The organism is Legionella pneumophila subsp. fraseri, assembly GCF_000586315.1.
GTDB classification, from domain to species: Bacteria; Pseudomonadota; Gammaproteobacteria; order Legionellales; family Legionellaceae; genus Legionella; species Legionella pneumophila_B.
In genome coordinates, this window is the sequence record NZ_JFIM01000001.1 from 171,917 (window position 1) to 188,487 (window position 16,571).

Genomic DNA, 16,571 nt, shown 5'->3' on the forward strand with positions numbered 1-16,571 from the left:
ATGAATCTTATATCAAATCATCAGCATAACATTAGAGTCTATGCAGAAGATGTTGATTATATGGGAATTGTTTATCATGCTAACTACCTTTGTTATTTGGAAAGAGCTCGAACTGAATTATTAAGGCAAAACAATTTAATTCTAAGTGAATTCGAAAAGTCCGATATTTTATTTGCGATTCACGAACTCACAATTAATTATGTATTTCCGGCCAGGTTAGATGATCAATTAACAATTAAAACAGAAATTAAAGAATTGAGAGCGTGTAGTTTTCTATTTAATCAAGAGATATCTAATCAACATAAACAATTAATTTGTAGGGCTAGTGTTCAAGTAGTTTGCGTTGGTAGAAATTTAAAACCCAAGCGACTACCTAATATTATGAGAAATGAATAACGAAACCTTTCAGTATGGAGATTAATGGTGGCTAATCAAGCAAATGTACTCATGTATTTTATGCAAGCGGGTTTGGTAGTAAAGTTCGTTATGCTGATATTATTAATTGCTTCGGTAATTTCATGGACATTAATCTTTCAAAGAGCATGGTTCTTTAATCGTAGAAAACAAATGACTGAAACTTTTACCAGAAGGTTCTGGGATTGTGGAGATTTGAGCAAACTCTATGCTGATGTAGACAGTAATAGTGATGAAAGACAAGGGGTGGCCGCTATTTTTCACGCTGGTTTTAAAGAATTTGTCCGTTGTAGAAAACAAGGCACAGTGGCTATTGAGCCTATACAAAGAGTCATGCAGATAAGCCATGCCAAAGAAGCAGAAAAACTGGAGCAACATTTACCATTTTTTGCATCTGTGGGCTCTATTTCTCCCTATGTGGGTTTATTTGGCACAGTTTGGGGTATAATGACATCATTTCAGGCTTTGGGACATGCCCAACAAGCGACTATTGCAATGGTGGCGCCTGGTATTTCAGAGGCTTTGGTTGCTACAGCTTTAGGGCTATTTACCGCGATTCCAGCGGTTATTGCCTATAACCGATATACGACACGCGCCAATACTTTGCTGAATAAATATGATTTATTTCAAGAAGAATTAATTTCTTTAATTGAACAACAAACTTCTGGTTCACCTAGAGGATAAGACTTAAAATGAATCGATCTAAAGCCAATCGTGAACGTCCAATCTCAGAAATTAATGTAGTGCCATACATTGATGTTATGTTGGTTTTACTGGTTATTTTTATGATTACAGCTCCTATGCTGACCCAAGGTGTTATAGTAGATCTGCCCAAAGCAGCCAGTCAAACTTTACAGGCTGCAGACAGGGAGCCAATCATTGTATCAGTGAATCAATTAGGCAGCTATTTTTTGAATATTAGCAGTACACCAGCAGAACCTATTGAAGCTCAGGCTTTGTTAGTACGAGTTGCGGCAGAACTGGAGTTAGCCAAACAGTCTGGCCAAAAACTTAATGTGCTTGTTAAGGGGGATCAAGGTGTGGCTTATGGGAAAGTTGTTCAAGCCATGGCGCTCTTAAAGCAGGCAGGCGCAGAGCAAGTAGGATTGCTTACTGACTCCCAGTCTGGTGAAGAGGGGCAAGCATGATAAGTGATCTTACCTACAGAAAAGCTTTTCTTTTTGCTGTCATGCTTCATCTTTTTTTACTTGTATTGCTTTTTACGGATAATAGCAGCAAAAGGCCTGTGTTAACCATGGAATCCAAAAATTCTCCTGGCATGATACAACCCACTGTTTCTCAGCAGGAAGTAGTAAAAGCGGTCAGTGTCGACAATAAAGAAATAATGAAAACCGTCAATCGTTTAAAGCAAGAGCGTGAACAACAAAAGAAAGCGGAGCTCAACCGGCAAAAGGAATTATTAAGACAAGCTGAGGCGGCAAAACAGCAGAGAATCAAAGAACAACAAGAAATTGCAAGATTGAAAGAAGAAGCTAATAAAATTGCAATTGCCAGAAAAAAACAAGTTGAAGAAGAAAAAAAACGGTTAAAAGAATTGGCTGAGCAAAAAGCGTTGGAAGCTAAACGCATCGAAGAGTTAAAAAAACAAAATGAAAAATTGGCTAAACAACGGGAGTTGGAAGCTAAAAAACTTGCTGAGCTCAATAAGAAAAAACAAGAAGAAAAAGAGAAAGCTGAGAAACTTAAAGCAGAACAAGCAAAGGCTGAAAAGCTGAAAGCGGAGAAAGCTCGTGCTGAACAAGAAAAAGCAGAGATGGAAAGAAAAAGACAAGCAGAGGCGGCAGCTGCCCAACAGGCAGCCCAAAATGCTGAAAGACAAGCACGAATAGCTGGTGAGGTTGATAAATACAAGGCACTTATTGTCAATGCGATCGGACGCAACTGGATTTTACCTGAAAATGTTGACAGTTCTCTGTCGAGCCAATTCAGGATACGCCTTGCTCCAGATGGAACGGTACTGGAAGTGTCTTTAACCCGAAGCAGTGGTGATCCTTTGTTAGATAGGTCAGCACAAACAGCAATATACAAGGCCTCGCCGCTTCCCGTGCCTAAAGACGTTGAAACATTTAATTTGTTTCGCGATATCAGTTTAACCGTTCGTCCAGAACAAGTTAGGGGGTAAAGCTCGTGTTGAATCGAATTATTTCACTTTTCTTGCTGTTATTTACTGGTCAAGTGATTGCTCTTGATTTGGAACTAACTCAAGGAATTAATTCAGCCCTGCCAATAGCCATCAATTCTTTTGGCTCAGACACGGCGGCTAAAGAAATAGGGAATGTCATAGAGAATGATTTGACTATATCAGGACAATTTAAAATTATCTCTGGACCACAAGGCGCGAACGCTCAATCTTCCGTGAGCACATTACGTCAACTTGGCGCTGACAGTGTAGTCACTGGCCGAGTTAATCAAGTTGGCAACCGGATTGAAGTGAGTTTTACTTTGGCTGATGCCGTAGCCAATGGCAATATTCTGTTGACAAAAACCTTTCAGATCAATGCCAATCAGGTAAGAGCTTTAGCTCATCATATTAGTGATGAGGTATACCAAAAACTGACTGGAGAAAGAGGGATATTCTCCACCAGGATAGCTTATATTTCAGTGCAAAGAAGTGGTGGAAGGTCTCGCTACTCCCTGGAGGTTGCAGATGCGGATGGACACAATCCCCAAAGCTTACTCGTTTCTTCAGAACCTATTATGTCACCTTCCTGGTCACCCAATGGAAAATCGATATCCTATGTTTCTTTTGAAAAGAAAAAAGCTGAAATTTTTACCGTCTCAGTTGAAACAGGGCAGCGTCGCTTAATTACGAGTTTCCCAGGAATTAATGGAGCTCCCGCGTGGTCACCTGACGGTCGTCATCTGGCAGTTGTACTATCGAAAAGCGGTACACCCAAAATTTACGATGTTGATTTGAGCAGTGGCACTATGAAACAGCTGACTTTTGGTAATTCTATCGATACGGAACCACGTTATTCTCCTGATGGTCGCAGTTTGTTGTTCACTTCAGGGAGGGGAGGCTCACCGCAAGTGTATCGCTTATCATTGGCTGATGGCCAAATAAGTCGGGTCACTTTCGAAGGGAATTATAATGCCCGTGCCTCTTACACTCCAGATATGAAGCATATCGTCATGCTGCACAGGGAAGACAGACAATTTAATATTGGTGTACAAAATACAGGTGGCGGTCCGATTTCCAATCTAACCTTTTCTGGCCTTGATGAATCGCCATCAGTCTCTCCAAATAGTCGTTTAGTGCTGTATGCTACTCGTTATCAGGACAGAGGGGTTTTAGGCATTGTGTCGATTGATGGAAGAATTAGAATGAGACTTCCTGCTCGTGAAGGAGATGTTCAAGAGCCGGCTTGGTCCCCTTACCTGAGTTAAAAATGATAAGAAACTTACTGGTATTGTTTTTTTTATTTATAGCTAATGCTGGTTATTCATGGAATGCGGTCGGGCACCAACTGGTAGCCCAGATCGCATACGATAATTTGACACCTCAAGCCAAGCGAATGTGTGATTTATATTCCCATTCAAAATCGAAAACATCGGCTAATGTCAATTTTGTAAAATCAGCTTCATGGCTGGACTCCATAAGAGCACATGATGTTCATTGGTTTGATGCGTTACATTACATCGATATTCCTTTCTCCAGGGATGAAACGCCATTACCAGACTTGCCAGAAATCAATGCGCTCTGGGGAATTAAACAGGCAATTGCTGTACTATCTTCCAATAAAGCCAACAATGCTGATAAAAAATTGAGCTTACGTATATTGGTACATCTGGTCGGAGATATACATCAGCCTTTGCATACCGTTACAAAGATAAGTAAAAAATTACCTAATGGTGATTTGGGTGGAAATTTATTTCAGTTAGGTAAAAATCCTATTGGAAATAATTTGCATCAATATTGGGATAATGGTGGCGGTATTCTGATTGGTCAAGACAAGTTTTTTCAGATTAAAAACAAGGCGAAGCAATTAGAGAAGAAATGGTCTTGCCAATCAGCCAGTAAGGTAAAAATTCCACAACAATGGATTAATGCATCACACCAATTGGCATTGACTAAAGTTTATAAGGTTTCAGCTTATCAAGTGCCCCCCAAGCAATATCAATTAAATACTCAAAACATCACAGAAAAACAGATACTTCTGGCTGGGTGTCGGCTCGCTTATCTGCTAAATAATATTGCTGAAGGTAAAAACAAGCTAGTCTAAATTTCATCTTTTTTATTATCAATCTGCAGTTATTCCCTTTAAACCATTTTCTAAATATTTTACAGAAGCAAAGCCAGACTTGAGAAGTATATCTAATGCCATCTTGCTTCGTCTTCCTGACTGGCAGTACAGAATAACAGCCTGATTAGGGTTTAGTTCATGTAAGCGCTGAGGCAATTCATCCAAAGGAAGCACTAAGCCTCCTATATTTTGTATTTGATGTTCCTTTGTACTGCGAACATCAATTAGCTGAATATTGTTCCTGCCCGTAAATAATTTATAAAATTCATCAAGAGTTATTCTATGATGGTTTGGATCATTTTGAGTTGGACAATTGATGGGATTAATTAGTTGCTTAATTGGCTGATTTTGAATACAAAACTCACAATCAGGATTTTTTGAAATAATGATGTCCTTAAAGGTCATGGTTAGCATGTTAATAGCAAGCAAGCGTTTTTTTAATGGATTGCCTATTTGTAGTATCCATTTGATTACTTCTGTTGCCTGAATAATGCCTAGCATCCCAGGTAAAGTACCAATGACCCCGCTTCCTTCACAACTGGGCATATTGGTATCGTTTATGGAAACTGGGAATACGCAATGGAAACAGGGATCTTGTTTGCCGTGGAATATAGAGCAATACCCTTGAAAATGTGATGCACTAGCATAAACATAAGGCTTTTCCAACTCAAAGCAAATACTGTGAATCAAATATCGCGTATAAAAATTATCGGATCCATCTGCAATGATGTCATACTGGCTAATTAACTCAGCCGCATTTTCTTCCGTTAATCTTCTAGAGTAAGATTCAATTTGAATTAGTGGATTAATAGCCAGAAGTTGCTCTTTTGCTGCAGCAACCTTTTCTTTATTAATATGAGTATGATTATAAAGAATCTGCCTGTGTAAATTACTTAATTCAATGATGTCATCATCAACAATGCCTAAAACTCCGACACCTGCTGCCGCAAGATAAAGTAAGAGAGGCGAACCCAATCCGCCAAGCCCAATACATAACACACGAGAATTTTTAAGTTTTTCTTGTCCTACCAAACCAATTTCATCCATTTTGATTTGTTGCGAATAACGGATTAATTCGTCAATTACCAAATTTGATTTATTCATTATGAAACTCATTAATTTGAGTTAAGAATTGTTTGGCTGCAACTAAGGGTGCTGATGCTTTTGTAATGGCGGATATCACTGAAACACCATCAACTTTTGTTTTTAAGACATCAGAAAGATTTTTCAAAGTTATGCCGCCAATTGCGACCAAGGGATAGTGAAGTGTTTTTCTCCAACGTTCAAGTCGTGCGACTCCTTGTGCTTGAAAAGGCATGATTTTACTAGTTGTTTCATAGATTGGGCCGCAAGCGACATAGGAAGGATTAAGAGCATGAGCTCGAGCAACTTCATAATAGCAATGCGTGCTTACACCCAAAAACAATCCTGATTGATTAATTCTATCGATATCAGCATTTTCCAGATCCTCTTGCCCCAGATGAACTCCTGCAGCACCATAATGAATGGCAAGCTCCCAGTAATCATTAATGAATAATGCGGCATTATGCTGATTTGCCAAAGGGACACTCCGTTTTATTTCTTCTTCCAACTGGTCTTGAAGAGCTTCCTTTATTCGTAGCTGTATGCACTTAATCCCCAATGGCAATAATATTTCTAGCCAATAGCTACTATCTACAATGGGGTAAAACCCCATAGAATACTTTTTAAATGATGGAACTGGTTTAATCAAAGGCCTCGGCGATAAATAGGGGAGATCGGCCTCGTCTTCCGGCCAACCATCATGAAACAGTTGAGAAGCCTCCTTATCAATCTGTATCGATTGACGTATTCCTCGATTGACATACATTTTAGAAATAACTATAGCGTCTTTCATTGAATAGCCAAGCGCAAGACAAGCTGTGAGTGCCGCAGATAGAACACAACCTGTACCACGGTAATTTGTTTCAGGAAAGCGGGGATTCGCAATCCAAAACGACTCTTTTCCATCGGTCCAGTAATCTTGACTGAATAAATTATCTTTTAGATGTCCGCCTTTCAGTAATACCTGCTTAGCTCCCATTGATAGCAGATCAGTGGCTGCATTTATTACATCCTGATAAGAAGAAATGCTCCGATTTAAAATGGTTTCTGCTTCTATCTTATTAGGAGTAATAATAGTAACGTATGGAAGCAATTTAATGAGATTTTTTTTGTGCTCCTGTAAATCTGAAAAAAACAAATCAGTTCCAGAGGAGGAGGTAATGATTGGGTCAAGAACGGCAAACCCTTCGTAATCCTTTAAAAAGGAAACAACTTTCTCGCAGGTTGAAGTAGAGCCTAACATACCAATTTTAATAGCATCGGGTTTAAAATTTAATTTCAGAGCATTACATTGAGCCTCAACCTGGTCACCGGATATCGCTTCTACTGCAACAATTGAGTGAGCGTTTTGTGCAGTTACCGCGGTAATGACAGAGCAAGCCCTGACATTTAAGTGACTAAAAGTTTCCATGTCAGCATGGATACCAGCTAATCCGGATGAGTCAACGCCGGCAATTGTCCAAACAATCGGTTTTTTCATAAACTGCTCACCTGATGCCAAAATGGAGTATCAATTAATGGAGTACTAGGGTGTGCTATATTTCTAGCAGTCATCATTCCTCCAATAAAAGCCTGATGGCCTGCAATAACGGCATGGCGGAATGCGGTTGCCATGATTGCAGGATGACTGGCAAGAGCGACAGCAGTATTTAAAAGCACACCATCAAAACCTAATTCCATCACCTGGACAGCATGAGATGGCTTACCAATCCCGGCATCAATGATTAATGTGATGTCAGGAAATCGATAACGCAAAGTTTCCAAGGCATAGGGGTTAATTAAACCCTTACCTGAGCCTATAGGAGCTCCCCAGGGCATTAAAATTTTACAACCTGCATCAACCAATTTTTGACATAAAACCAAGTCATCTGTGCAATAAGGAAAAACTTCAAATCCTCTGTCAATCAAAGCCCTGGCTGCCTTGATTAGCTCAAAAGGTTCGGGCTGCAAATTATAGTCATCACCTATCACTTCCAGTTTTATCCAGGGTGTACTAAATAACTCCCTCGCAATTTCAGCTGTATTGATCGCTGCCTCCGCATTACGGCAACCAGCCGTATTGGGCAAAAGATGACAATCTAGTTTTTTTACCGCTTGCCAAAAGGACTCTCCATCCAATCCTGCAGAAGTCTGGCGTTTTATTGATATCGTAATAACTTCTGTACCCGAATTATGAATTGCCTGCTGCATATGCTCTAACGAAGGATAACACGCAGTACCTAAGAGCAAACGGCTACTTAATTTTTTTCCTGCCAAATTCCACATTATTAACCTCCTTGCATGGGAAAGAGGATATCAATGCAGTCATTGGCTTGCAAAATTGTAGTTTCATAAGCTTTATGTGGTACATGATGATTATTTATAGCGACAGCAAAATGCTGTTGAGTATAATTAAGCTGCTTTAAAAAAGCACTCAAGGATAATGAGGATTGAATGGTATAGATTTTATCGTTTAAATAAATATTAATCACAATAACTCTCCCAAAGCTCTGGATAATTCAGATGCTGATAATTGGATGTCACGCCGCGTAAAATTTCTGCTGCCAAGGCTGGGGCTATTAAATAACCATGACGATAAAGCCCATTGACTGCTATAAGCCCGTCGGCAAATTTAATGCGTGGTAAATGATTTGCTAAAGTTGGACGGCAATGGGTCACCGTTTTTATGATGCGTGCTTCATCAAAGTTCCCATGTAAATAATACACAGCGGTCAATAACTCCAAAGTCGTACGTACTGAAACAGGACTAAAATCTTCTGCCTCAATTTCGCTAGCGCCTATGAGGTAAAGATTTCCAGGTCTGGGTACAAGATATAGACTGTACCTTGGATGCAGAAGACGAATAGGGCGATGTAATTGAACTCCTGGTGCATGAAGCCAAATGAGCTCACCTCTAATGCCACGTAAATCAGGAAATATAGTTTGTGCTCCCAAACCACGACAATCGAAAACGACATCAAAATGATATCTCTGCTCTTTTGTATTGATCTCACCTGGTTTAATCGACAGGACTGGAGTGTTGGCAATGTAAGGTATGCCAATAGAGTCGAGATATTTTTTTAAAGACACCATTAGTGTTTGACAATCGATATGCGCTTCATTTGGAAAATAATAAGCGGTTTCAAACTTCGTCAGTTCAGGCTCAAGCGTAATGAGATTTTCATGAGATAATTTTTGAAAAACACAATTATTCTGATTGAGTTGATTCAAGATACGCCGGCTAAAGTGAATCCATTCCGCCTGATCGCCAGGATGACATAGAACTAGACTACCTGATTGTTGAAAATACACGGATTCAGGTAAGTGCCCAATAATACGCGGCCAACAATTCGTAATAGATTCTTGGCCCAGGCTGGAAATCAATAAGATTGATTTATCCAATTCAGAAAATGGCGATAATAGACCTGCAGCTGCAGTGCTGCAATTCATGTTTTCATTAGAATGATCAAAAAGGGATACCTGCCAGCCCGCATTATGTAATGCAAAAGCCAACAGACGTCCCATGATCCCTGCGCCTGCAATGCCTGCTCGCATAATTAATTCTCAAGGCAACAAGCGATTGGTTTCAAATCAGAATAAGGTGTATCGGGCAAAAAACGATTCGTATAGCATTGCGAGATATCAAAATGTTCATCAATAATTTTTAGATGCTTGGTATAGCGTCCAACCTTATCCCAATCTCTGTCAACATTAATTAATGTACGCGAAAAAAATGGTAATGTTCTTGTAAAAATCTTTTGGTATAAGGGAGTACGCAACTGAGGTTTAGCCTGACATAATAACTCATAGGCTTCTTCAGGCTTTTCTGTTGTGTAAGCCGCGCCGCGCTGTGTTGCTCTGAGAAATCCCTTAACTAATTCGGGTTGTTGTAATGTTGTTTCAGGAACAATAAATTGTATTGAGCAAAAACAACAACAACCTAAACCAGCTAATTGATCAATTCGTAAAAATACTGTTTCTCCGCAAAGATGCTCCAGTTCAACTTTTTGAAAATTAATAAACCCAATACCGGTGTCGATAACGTCCCGATAAATGGCATCTGTGACATTCATACCAATACGTACTGTTTTATAGCTTGTCGGATCAATGCCTGCGAGGCTAGCCAAATCATCAATAATTTTTTTGCCGAATTCTCCAATATAACCTACTCGTTTACCAACAATATCCTGGAAAGAATTGATGCCGCTTGATTTTAAAGCAATGAGTCCTGTTGGTGGCTCATCAAGAAGCGTTCCTATGGAAGTCACTGGATAACCTTTTGCTTTGGCTGCAACGGTATGAATCATGGCTTTTACACCAAAATCTACTGTTCCCAGCCCAACAATTTCGGTCACATCACTGGGATCTGCAGGCTCCAGAATGGCGAGCTTGATATCTTCTTCTGAATAAAATCCCAATTGTTGTGCCACAAGTATGGGGGTATGATAAGGGTTGGTGTACCAATTAAGCAGTAGGGTAACCCTGGATTTTAGTGATGACATCGCCATAACTCCTTATGTTATTATTTTTAAATATTATGGAGATGGCAAAAGGGAACCATGCCTTAAAAAGGCCATGGTTTTTTTGAAGGCGTCCTTACGCTGATATGATTCAGATCAAGTTCAACGGGTAACTCTCAGCCGGATTTCCCGACACCCCGCGCCATCTAATAAACTCAAATATACTAAATTTAATTACATGCTTTGTCAAACTAGCGATAATATTGGCAGTATTGATAATTAATAAATAACAAACGTGGAAAAAGGATCTGCTATGGGAAATTTAGAGCATGGACATTCGCAAAAAGAAATCAGAGAGCGATTAACGCAGACTCCTTCGCAAAATTATTTACGAGATTGGATATATGGCGGAATTGATGGCGTTGTAACTACTTTTGCCATTGTTTCCGGTGTTGTCGGCGGGCAATTATCTTCTTTAGTTATTCTAATTTTAGGTTTTGCCAACTTGCTTGCCGATGGTTTTTCAATGGCTGCAAGTAATTATCTGGGTACCAAATCTGAAGTGGATCAATATCAGCGTTATAAAGCGATTGAGGAAAAACATATTGAGTTTATTCCAGAGGGTGAAAAAAATGAAATAAAACAGATTTTTCAAAATAAAGGTTTGCATGGTCAAGCATTAGAACAGGTTGTTGATGAAATTACAGCCAACAGAGCCTTATGGATAAAGACTATGTTACAAGAGGAATATGGATTACCTGCTTCGCTTCGACTCCCGTTTAAATCGGCGCTTTATACTTTTAGCGCATTTCTGCTTTTTGGAATTATTCCATTAATCCCTTACGTGCTGGTCATGAGCAATCCATTTATCTGGTCTTGTTTTTTCACTGCAATTACATTTTTTGTCATCGGTTCGATCAAAAGCCACTGGTCGACCAAATCCTGGCTATATTCTGGTTTTGAGACACTGGTCATTGGTGCTGTTACGGCCTCTTTATCTTATGGCCTTGGACTGTTTTTACATTATTTTCTGACTTAAAAATAAGGTAATACCAAAAATGATTCATTTATTAATCAATTGCATGAGTTTAAAACTCTCCATCCGAGCAATCAATCTCAATATCATATTGTTTCTTTTTTTAGCAGTACTGGGGAGTCTATCTCATGCGGCTAAATCAATAAATACAAATCAGGCAGATAGTCTGTTCAATATTGTTAAAATGAGCACTATATTAAGCAAAAATAGTCTAATGTCTCCCTATAATTACTTACTCACACAACCATTAATGACAACCACTTTGGAAAGATACTATCAGCGCACCTCCAGGATTAAAGTAATTACTGCCTTTACAAACCCGGATAATAATACCTGTTCTCGAATTATCATCCTGTATGTAGACATAAATAAGAAGAGAAATAATGTAGATCTTGCCCAAAAGAAAAATGAAGTCATTCCCGTTGAGTTAGCAGCTATTAACATTAATTTTGCAGAACTGCCAGAGAAACTTATTACTGATATAATTCATACTAATATCCCTTTTGGAAAATTATTAACTCAACATCATCTGAAAGTTCTCAGTAAAGACCGCACCTATTTCTCTGTTGCTTGCAACAAAATGCTGGCTTCTCTAATCCATTGCAAATTAAATAAAAAATTATTTGGCCGCACCAATGTGCTTGTTAGGGCAGATAACAAAAAATGGATTGCTCGAGTTATTGAAATTTTATCCGATGAAAAGGAAGTCAAACGCCATTTAAGGTTAAATTAAGCAGCTTGCCGCTTTATCCAATTTTTTGCAACCAGCGAACAAATGTACGGGTTTTATTGGAAAATAATTTAGGAGCATAAAACTCACCCGCAACACGTTTGCTAATTTCACTCAGGGTAGGGTAAGGAACAATAGCATCTGTAAAACTTCGAAGCGTTTTTTTCTCACGAATCGCCATAATCCAAGGTAAAATGAGTTCTCCAGCATGTGGACCAACTATGGTAACTCCCAGGATCCTTGCTTTCTTGTTCGTGATGATTATTATTTTTCCATTTAACGTACGCTCGGTTTGTGCTCGATCGTTATCAATAAATGGCCACTCAGTTATTTGGGTATCAGGATACTTCAAGGCATCACTGGCTCTTAGCCCAACATGAGCTAATTCGGGATCAGTATAAGTGACCCATGGAATCGCCTTATAATCCATTTTCGCCGGTAATTTAAAAACAATATTACGAAGCACGATACCAGCCTGATAACTAGCCATATGAGTAAACTGATAAAACCCTGTTACATCACCCAGAGCATAGATTTTTTTGTTACTGGTTTGTAAATATTTATTTACTTCAACACCTTTGCTGGTGAATTTAACACCCGCTTTTTCCAAATCAAGGAGATTTACATTGGCCCGACGTCCGGTTGCAATGAGCAGGTGACTGGCTGTAATCGTGAATTGCGTGTTCTGAAATTCAAAACATATAGAGATACCCGTATCAGGGTGAGAATTTATTTGTGTAATCTTAATTTGTTCATAAATGAGAATATTCATCGATTTCATTTGTGTACGTAGGACAGCAACACAGTCAGGATCATCCTTGGGAAGAAGACTCAATCCCTCCAGCAGAGTAACTTGAGAGCCCAGCATAGCAAATGCTTGAGCCAGTTCACAACCAATAGGTCCTCCACCGATGACAATCAAGTGCTTAGGCTGTTCCTTTAAATCAAAAATCGTTTCATTGGTGAGGTAAGAGACTGTATCCAATCCAGGAATTGGGGGGATAAATGGTGATGAACCTGTTGCAATCACGAAACGTTTCGCTTTAATAATACTATCACCAGCTTGCAAAGCATTTGAGTTTAAAAATTTTCCAACCTGCTTAATAACCTGCACACCTAGCGATTCAAAACGTTGGATAGAGTCGTGCTCTGAAATATTGTCTATGACTTGATGCACATGTTGCATTACTTGTTGAAAATCAATTTTTATCGCCTCTGTATGTACTCCAAAATGAGTTGCATGTTTTGCATAATAAAACGTCTTGGCTGCCGCAAGTAATGATTTGGATGGGATGCAACCGTAATTTAAACAGTCACCCCCCATTTTCCCTGACTCAACCAAAACGACTTTAAGCCCTAATTGTGAACAACCAGAAGCTAAACTCAAACCTCCAGCCCCACCACCTATAATGGCTAAATCACAATTTATTACTTGGCTAATATCTGAGAAATTTTGATGATTCTGATGCTTGCGAGTTGAGAATTGATAAACTACTGGCATTAGAGACAAAACAGCCAATGCGAGCAAAGGACCTAATATTTGTAGTTCTAATATGATCCCAAGATTGGGCGTCTGATTGGCTGCAAATATTTGGCTTAGACCATTACCAACCATAACATAGACTATTGTTCCTGGAAGAATCCCAATAGAAGTCGCTATAATGAATGTTTTTGCTCGAATATTTAAAAGAGCAGGTACAATATTAACTACCCAAAAGGGAAATAATGGAATTAATCGTAGTGTCACTAAATAAGAAAAAGCGTTATGTTGAAATCCCTGACGCATACGCTCTATCCATCCAGATGCCTTTTGGGCAAACCAGTCGCCCAAAGCAGTGCGAACCGCAAAAAAAAGTATGGTGGCCCCGAGTGTCGCGCTGATAACCACAAATAAAACACCCCAGAATATCCCAAATAAAAATCCCCCGGTTAAAGTAAAAAGTACTGCCCCTGGAATAGAGATGGCCACAGCAATTGTATAAAAAACAATAAAAATCAGTGGCGCAACAAAATAATGAGTTCGAGTCCACGCAATGAGTAACGCATGATTTTCTTTTAACGCATTAAAACTTAAGTATTTATCAAGGTGTAGGCTGAAGAAAAGTACCAATAGCCCGATTAACACAAGCAAAGGCAACCAACGATGTATTTTTTTAATCATTCACGTTATTCCTTTAACCCGATAAGACTACGGATCCTAACGGTAATTGACCTTGAGATCATACCTTCATTATCGATAAGGCATAATAATACCAAGGATTATTTTACAAGTTATGGAAGTGCTCAATCTTCAACTCTTATGAAAATCAAATTAAGGCTATGTTATTGAAATGTCATGTTTACGAAAAGCCTCCTCAATGGAAAAATTTAATTCACTTTTGACTGTCGATTTCTTATTAACATCTTTAATCATACACCAGAGTTGAAAAGTTAATGCACTGTCGGCAAAACTGGTAAATAACACCACAGGTTTGTTTCTACCACTTTTTACAACATCATCATGCTTATTAGCGATCTCCAAAAGGATGTCTTTAACAAGATTCAAGTTAGTCCCGAAAGCTACGCTAACTTCACAATTCACTCGCCAATAATTATCGGTCAGCATATAGTTGACAACACGGCGGGTAATTAAATCAGAGTTTGGAATAATAATATCTTCATTTACTGGAGTGATAATTTGTGTTGATCTAACTCTGATTTTTTTCACAAATCCTTCAACACCATCGATGTTAATTCGATCCCCAGGCCTTATCGGCTTCTCAATAAGCAAAATAATACCTGATACAAAATTATTAACTATGCTTTGGAGTCCAAGGCCTATTCCCACAGAAAGTGCTCCTGCGATAATGGCAAGACCAGTAAAATTAAAACCCGCGACAAGTAAGCCTGAAATAACTGCGATACTGAATCCAACATAAGTCAAAATAGAGGCAATGGCGACCTGAGTCTCTTCTTCGTTTTCGAACTGTTGGTGACGACTGATTGAAGTTGAAATTGCCCGTGATACCAGATATAAAAAACAAAAAATTATGATACCAAAAAGGATTCGTGTTGGATAAATTGTAATATTTGCCAGTGTAAAGCCATACAATAATTTCTTATAAATTATATCAATAAAATCTGTAGCAAAGCCCCAGGATTTCCCTATTAGATAAATGCTTAAGAGAACAATAACGAGTTTTAAGATAATTTTAAGAATATAAAACTCGGTGAGCATCTGATCCTTTTTGTATCCAAATAATCGTATAACATTCAATTTGCCTTGTGAGTAGCTTAATGAAGCATAAAATTTATTAATACTCTGTCCTATTAAAATAGTGATATACAGGATAAAAAAGGTAAAAATACCAGATAAAGTAAGCTGCATGGCTAAAGTATAAAAGCCGCTGATGTTAAGAATTGCGCACCCTAAAAGCAGTGCAAAAATAAAGTACCGAATAAAATTATAATGTCTTTTTACAAAAGAAATATGAAGATGAGAACGGCAGAAATAGTGAGTAAAATAAGCCGTAGTAGCAAGCAATAAAATAAGAAAGATGGATCGAGTTAACTCCACAATAACCTTATTGACTTCCCAGATATCAAATAATCTCTGCTCTGACAATGCGAGGAAATAAAATGCAACAATCACAATGCTTAGTATTTCAAAAAATTCGCTATCCATCGCATACCAGTCAAAAAAAGCCTTGATTTTTTTTACTTTGAAGAAACAAATAATTAATAATGTTCCGGTAAGAAACCAAAAGAGCTCTTTTATTAAGAGAAATTGAGAGTTGATGGGCTGTTCTTCACCATTGAATAGGGAAATGTAGCCATAAAATGAGCCCGCCATCATGAACATAGCTAAAAGCGTTATATGAGCCCAGCGAATTTTTTTAAATTTCACATATCGGCGTACAACATTGGATTGGCGTAATTTTGACAAGACCAGAATAGAGATAAAAAAACTCACAATAACAATGCAAATCCATAGATAAACTGGTAAGTCTTGAAGCAAAAATTTCTCTTTAGCGTGATTTATCCATTTGGTATTATCAGGAGAGTTAATAATTTTATTTACTAATTGCCATAATGGCGAGGTACGAGCCAAAGTCTTTTCTTGCCTTAATTGTAAAATAGCACTTTTATACGCTTCTATTGCTTCTTGAGCTCGAATTGAAAACAATCGACATTGAGATTGTAACTCAGCTAACTGATGCTTTTGATTGTTCAGATAGACTAAATCCGCTCCCTTATCATTCCCTGTAGAGGCAGCTTGTTTGATTAATACATCCACACCATTTATTTTTTTCTGTAAATCAGCAATACATTCATCGGATTGTGCAGAGAGTTCACTGAGAGTTTCTACCGCCTTATTCAGGTTATTTAAATTAAGATTTTGTACTGACAACTGAAGATTGATGTGATCAAATTGCTTGTTTGCATTTTTTACATCAAAAACTGCAGGCAAAGTAGTATCTCCCAAAGTGGGGGAAATGCTAAAAAAGAAAAGCAAAATCATGACAAAAATTCTCATGGCCACTCTCTTCCTTGCCAATTAAGAAATTATTAACTCTACTTGCTTATGGATTGAATCTCAAGAAGGAAATTTAAAATATCCCTTG

The 16,571-nt window shown here is 38.4% G+C and carries 16 protein-coding genes and 1 riboswitch; of the genes, 8 read left to right on the top strand and 8 right to left on the bottom strand.

From position 1 onward, the window contains the following. Genes ybgC through CC34_RS0100770 form a run of 6 tightly spaced genes read left to right on the top strand, consistent with a single transcriptional unit; the run spans window position 1 to window position 4,658 of the window. A complete protein-coding gene (ybgC, locus tag CC34_RS0100745) occupies window positions 1-396 on the top strand; it encodes a tol-pal system-associated acyl-CoA thioesterase (RefSeq protein ID WP_027227074.1) in 396 nt (131 codons plus the stop codon). A 24-nt stretch (window positions 397-420) separates the two neighbouring features. Then, entirely contained in the window at window positions 421-1,098 is a 678-nt protein-coding gene (gene tolQ / locus CC34_RS0100750; RefSeq protein ID WP_080272004.1) for a protein TolQ, read from the top strand. Window positions 1,099-1,106: 8 nt separating this feature from the next. Beyond that, window positions 1,107-1,562 (top strand): protein TolR, encoded by a 456-nt coding sequence (gene tolR, locus CC34_RS0100755; RefSeq protein WP_028379056.1) that lies wholly within the window; start codon window positions 1,107-1,109, stop codon window positions 1,560-1,562. Then, a complete protein-coding gene (gene tolA / locus CC34_RS0100760) occupies window positions 1,559-2,557 on the top strand; it encodes a cell envelope integrity protein TolA (protein ID WP_027227071.1) in 999 nt (332 codons plus the stop codon). Before tolR ends, tolA begins: the two co-directional genes overlap by 4 nt. Before the next feature lie 5 nt (window positions 2,558-2,562). Then, complete coding sequence (gene tolB / locus CC34_RS0100765) at window positions 2,563-3,822, top strand: Tol-Pal system beta propeller repeat protein TolB (protein WP_028378935.1); 1,260 nt, start codon at window positions 2,563-2,565, stop codon at window positions 3,820-3,822. A gap of 2 nt (window positions 3,823-3,824) precedes the next feature. After that, the gene (locus CC34_RS0100770; protein WP_028378934.1) at window positions 3,825-4,658 is read left to right on the top strand and encodes a S1/P1 nuclease; all 834 of its coding nucleotides are present in this window, start codon (window positions 3,825-3,827) and stop codon (window positions 4,656-4,658) included. An 18-nt stretch (window positions 4,659-4,676) separates the two neighbouring features. Here the strand turns inward: CC34_RS0100770 and CC34_RS0100775 are convergent, their stop codons facing one another. From CC34_RS0100775 to CC34_RS0100800, 6 genes are read right to left on the bottom strand one after another with little or no spacing between them, the layout of a single operon-like run. Continuing rightward, window positions 4,677-5,783 carry a HesA/MoeB/ThiF family protein gene (locus tag CC34_RS0100775; protein ID WP_028378933.1) on the bottom strand — a complete coding sequence of 369 codons (1,107 nt, stop codon included), beginning with the start codon at window positions 5,781-5,783 and terminating at the stop codon, window positions 4,677-4,679. Next, a complete protein-coding gene (gene thiD, locus CC34_RS0100780) occupies window positions 5,776-7,242 on the bottom strand; it encodes a bifunctional hydroxymethylpyrimidine kinase/phosphomethylpyrimidine kinase (protein ID WP_028378932.1) in 1,467 nt (488 codons plus the stop codon). The genes CC34_RS0100775 and thiD overlap by 8 nt, the downstream gene beginning before the upstream one ends. Continuing rightward, window positions 7,239-8,027, bottom strand: a complete 789-nt coding sequence (locus CC34_RS0100785) for a thiazole synthase (RefSeq protein WP_027227066.1) — start codon at window positions 8,025-8,027, stop codon at window positions 7,239-7,241. The genes thiD and CC34_RS0100785 overlap by 4 nt, the downstream gene beginning before the upstream one ends. Window positions 8,028-8,029: 2 nt before the next feature. Next, window positions 8,030-8,233, bottom strand: coding sequence for a sulfur carrier protein ThiS (gene thiS / locus CC34_RS0100790; RefSeq protein ID WP_028378931.1), 204 nt, complete (start codon window positions 8,231-8,233; stop codon window positions 8,030-8,032). Further along, window positions 8,226-9,296, bottom strand: a complete 1,071-nt coding sequence (locus CC34_RS0100795) for an FAD-dependent oxidoreductase (protein WP_028378930.1) — start codon at window positions 9,294-9,296, stop codon at window positions 8,226-8,228. The genes thiS and CC34_RS0100795 overlap by 8 nt, the downstream gene beginning before the upstream one ends. A 2-nt stretch (window positions 9,297-9,298) precedes the next feature. After that, on the bottom strand, window positions 9,299-10,243 hold the full coding sequence (locus tag CC34_RS0100800; RefSeq protein ID WP_027227063.1) for a 4-amino-5-hydroxymethyl-2-methylpyrimidine phosphate synthase: 945 nt from the start codon (window positions 10,241-10,243) through the stop codon (window positions 9,299-9,301). A gap of 74 nt (window positions 10,244-10,317) precedes the next feature. Next, window positions 10,318-10,411, bottom strand: a riboswitch (TPP riboswitch). Window positions 10,412-10,514: 103 nt separating this feature from the next. Here CC34_RS0100800 and CC34_RS0100805 point away from each other — a divergent pair. Beyond that, a complete protein-coding gene (locus tag CC34_RS0100805) occupies window positions 10,515-11,240 on the top strand; it encodes a VIT1/CCC1 transporter family protein (protein WP_028378929.1) in 726 nt (241 codons plus the stop codon). Between the two features lie 19 nt (window positions 11,241-11,259). Continuing rightward, window positions 11,260-11,970 carry a hypothetical protein gene (locus CC34_RS0100810; protein WP_028378928.1) on the top strand — a complete coding sequence of 237 codons (711 nt, stop codon included), beginning with the start codon at window positions 11,260-11,262 and terminating at the stop codon, window positions 11,968-11,970. A 13-nt stretch (window positions 11,971-11,983) separates the two neighbouring features. On the opposite strand, the gene CC34_RS0100815 is transcribed toward CC34_RS0100810, so the two are convergent. Then, complete coding sequence (locus CC34_RS0100815; protein WP_028378927.1) at window positions 11,984-14,128, bottom strand: dihydrolipoyl dehydrogenase family protein; 2,145 nt, start codon at window positions 14,126-14,128, stop codon at window positions 11,984-11,986. A 156-nt stretch (window positions 14,129-14,284) separates the two neighbouring features. Beyond that, window positions 14,285-16,483: a mechanosensitive ion channel family protein gene (locus tag CC34_RS0100820; protein WP_032832151.1), complete on the bottom strand. Its 2,199-nt coding sequence runs from the start codon at window positions 16,481-16,483 to the stop codon at window positions 14,285-14,287. Window positions 16,484-16,571: the final 88 nt, after the last annotated feature.

Bases quoted from the DNA above. Each gene is read 5' to 3' on its own strand.
- CC34_RS0100800 (WP_027227063.1), bottom strand. From the start codon at position 10,243: ATGTCATCACTAAAATCCAGGGTTACCCTACTGCTTAATTGGTACACC.
- CC34_RS0100820 (WP_032832151.1), bottom strand. From the start codon at position 16,483: ATGAGAATTTTTGTCATGATTTTGCTTTTCTTTTTTAGCATTTCCCCC.
- ybgC (WP_027227074.1), top strand. From the start codon at position 1: ATGAATCTTATATCAAATCATCAGCATAACATTAGAGTCTATGCAGAA.
- thiD (WP_028378932.1), bottom strand. From the start codon at position 7,242: ATGAAAAAACCGATTGTTTGGACAATTGCCGGCGTTGACTCATCCGGA.
- CC34_RS0100810 (WP_028378928.1), top strand. From the start codon at position 11,260: ATGATTCATTTATTAATCAATTGCATGAGTTTAAAACTCTCCATCCGA.
- CC34_RS0100785 (WP_027227066.1), bottom strand. From the start codon at position 8,027: ATGTGGAATTTGGCAGGAAAAAAATTAAGTAGCCGTTTGCTCTTAGGT.
- CC34_RS0100795 (WP_028378930.1), bottom strand. From the start codon at position 9,296: ATGCGAGCAGGCATTGCAGGCGCAGGGATCATGGGACGTCTGTTGGCT.
- CC34_RS0100805 (WP_028378929.1), top strand. From the start codon at position 10,515: ATGGGAAATTTAGAGCATGGACATTCGCAAAAAGAAATCAGAGAGCGA.
- CC34_RS0100770 (WP_028378934.1), top strand. From the start codon at position 3,825: ATGATAAGAAACTTACTGGTATTGTTTTTTTTATTTATAGCTAATGCT.
- tolA (WP_027227071.1), top strand. From the start codon at position 1,559: ATGATAAGTGATCTTACCTACAGAAAAGCTTTTCTTTTTGCTGTCATG.
- CC34_RS0100815 (WP_028378927.1), bottom strand. From the start codon at position 14,128: ATGATTAAAAAAATACATCGTTGGTTGCCTTTGCTTGTGTTAATCGGG.
- tolR (WP_028379056.1), top strand. From the start codon at position 1,107: ATGAATCGATCTAAAGCCAATCGTGAACGTCCAATCTCAGAAATTAAT.
- CC34_RS0100775 (WP_028378933.1), bottom strand. From the start codon at position 5,783: ATGAATAAATCAAATTTGGTAATTGACGAATTAATCCGTTATTCGCAA.
- tolQ (WP_080272004.1), top strand. From the start codon at position 421: ATGGTGGCTAATCAAGCAAATGTACTCATGTATTTTATGCAAGCGGGT.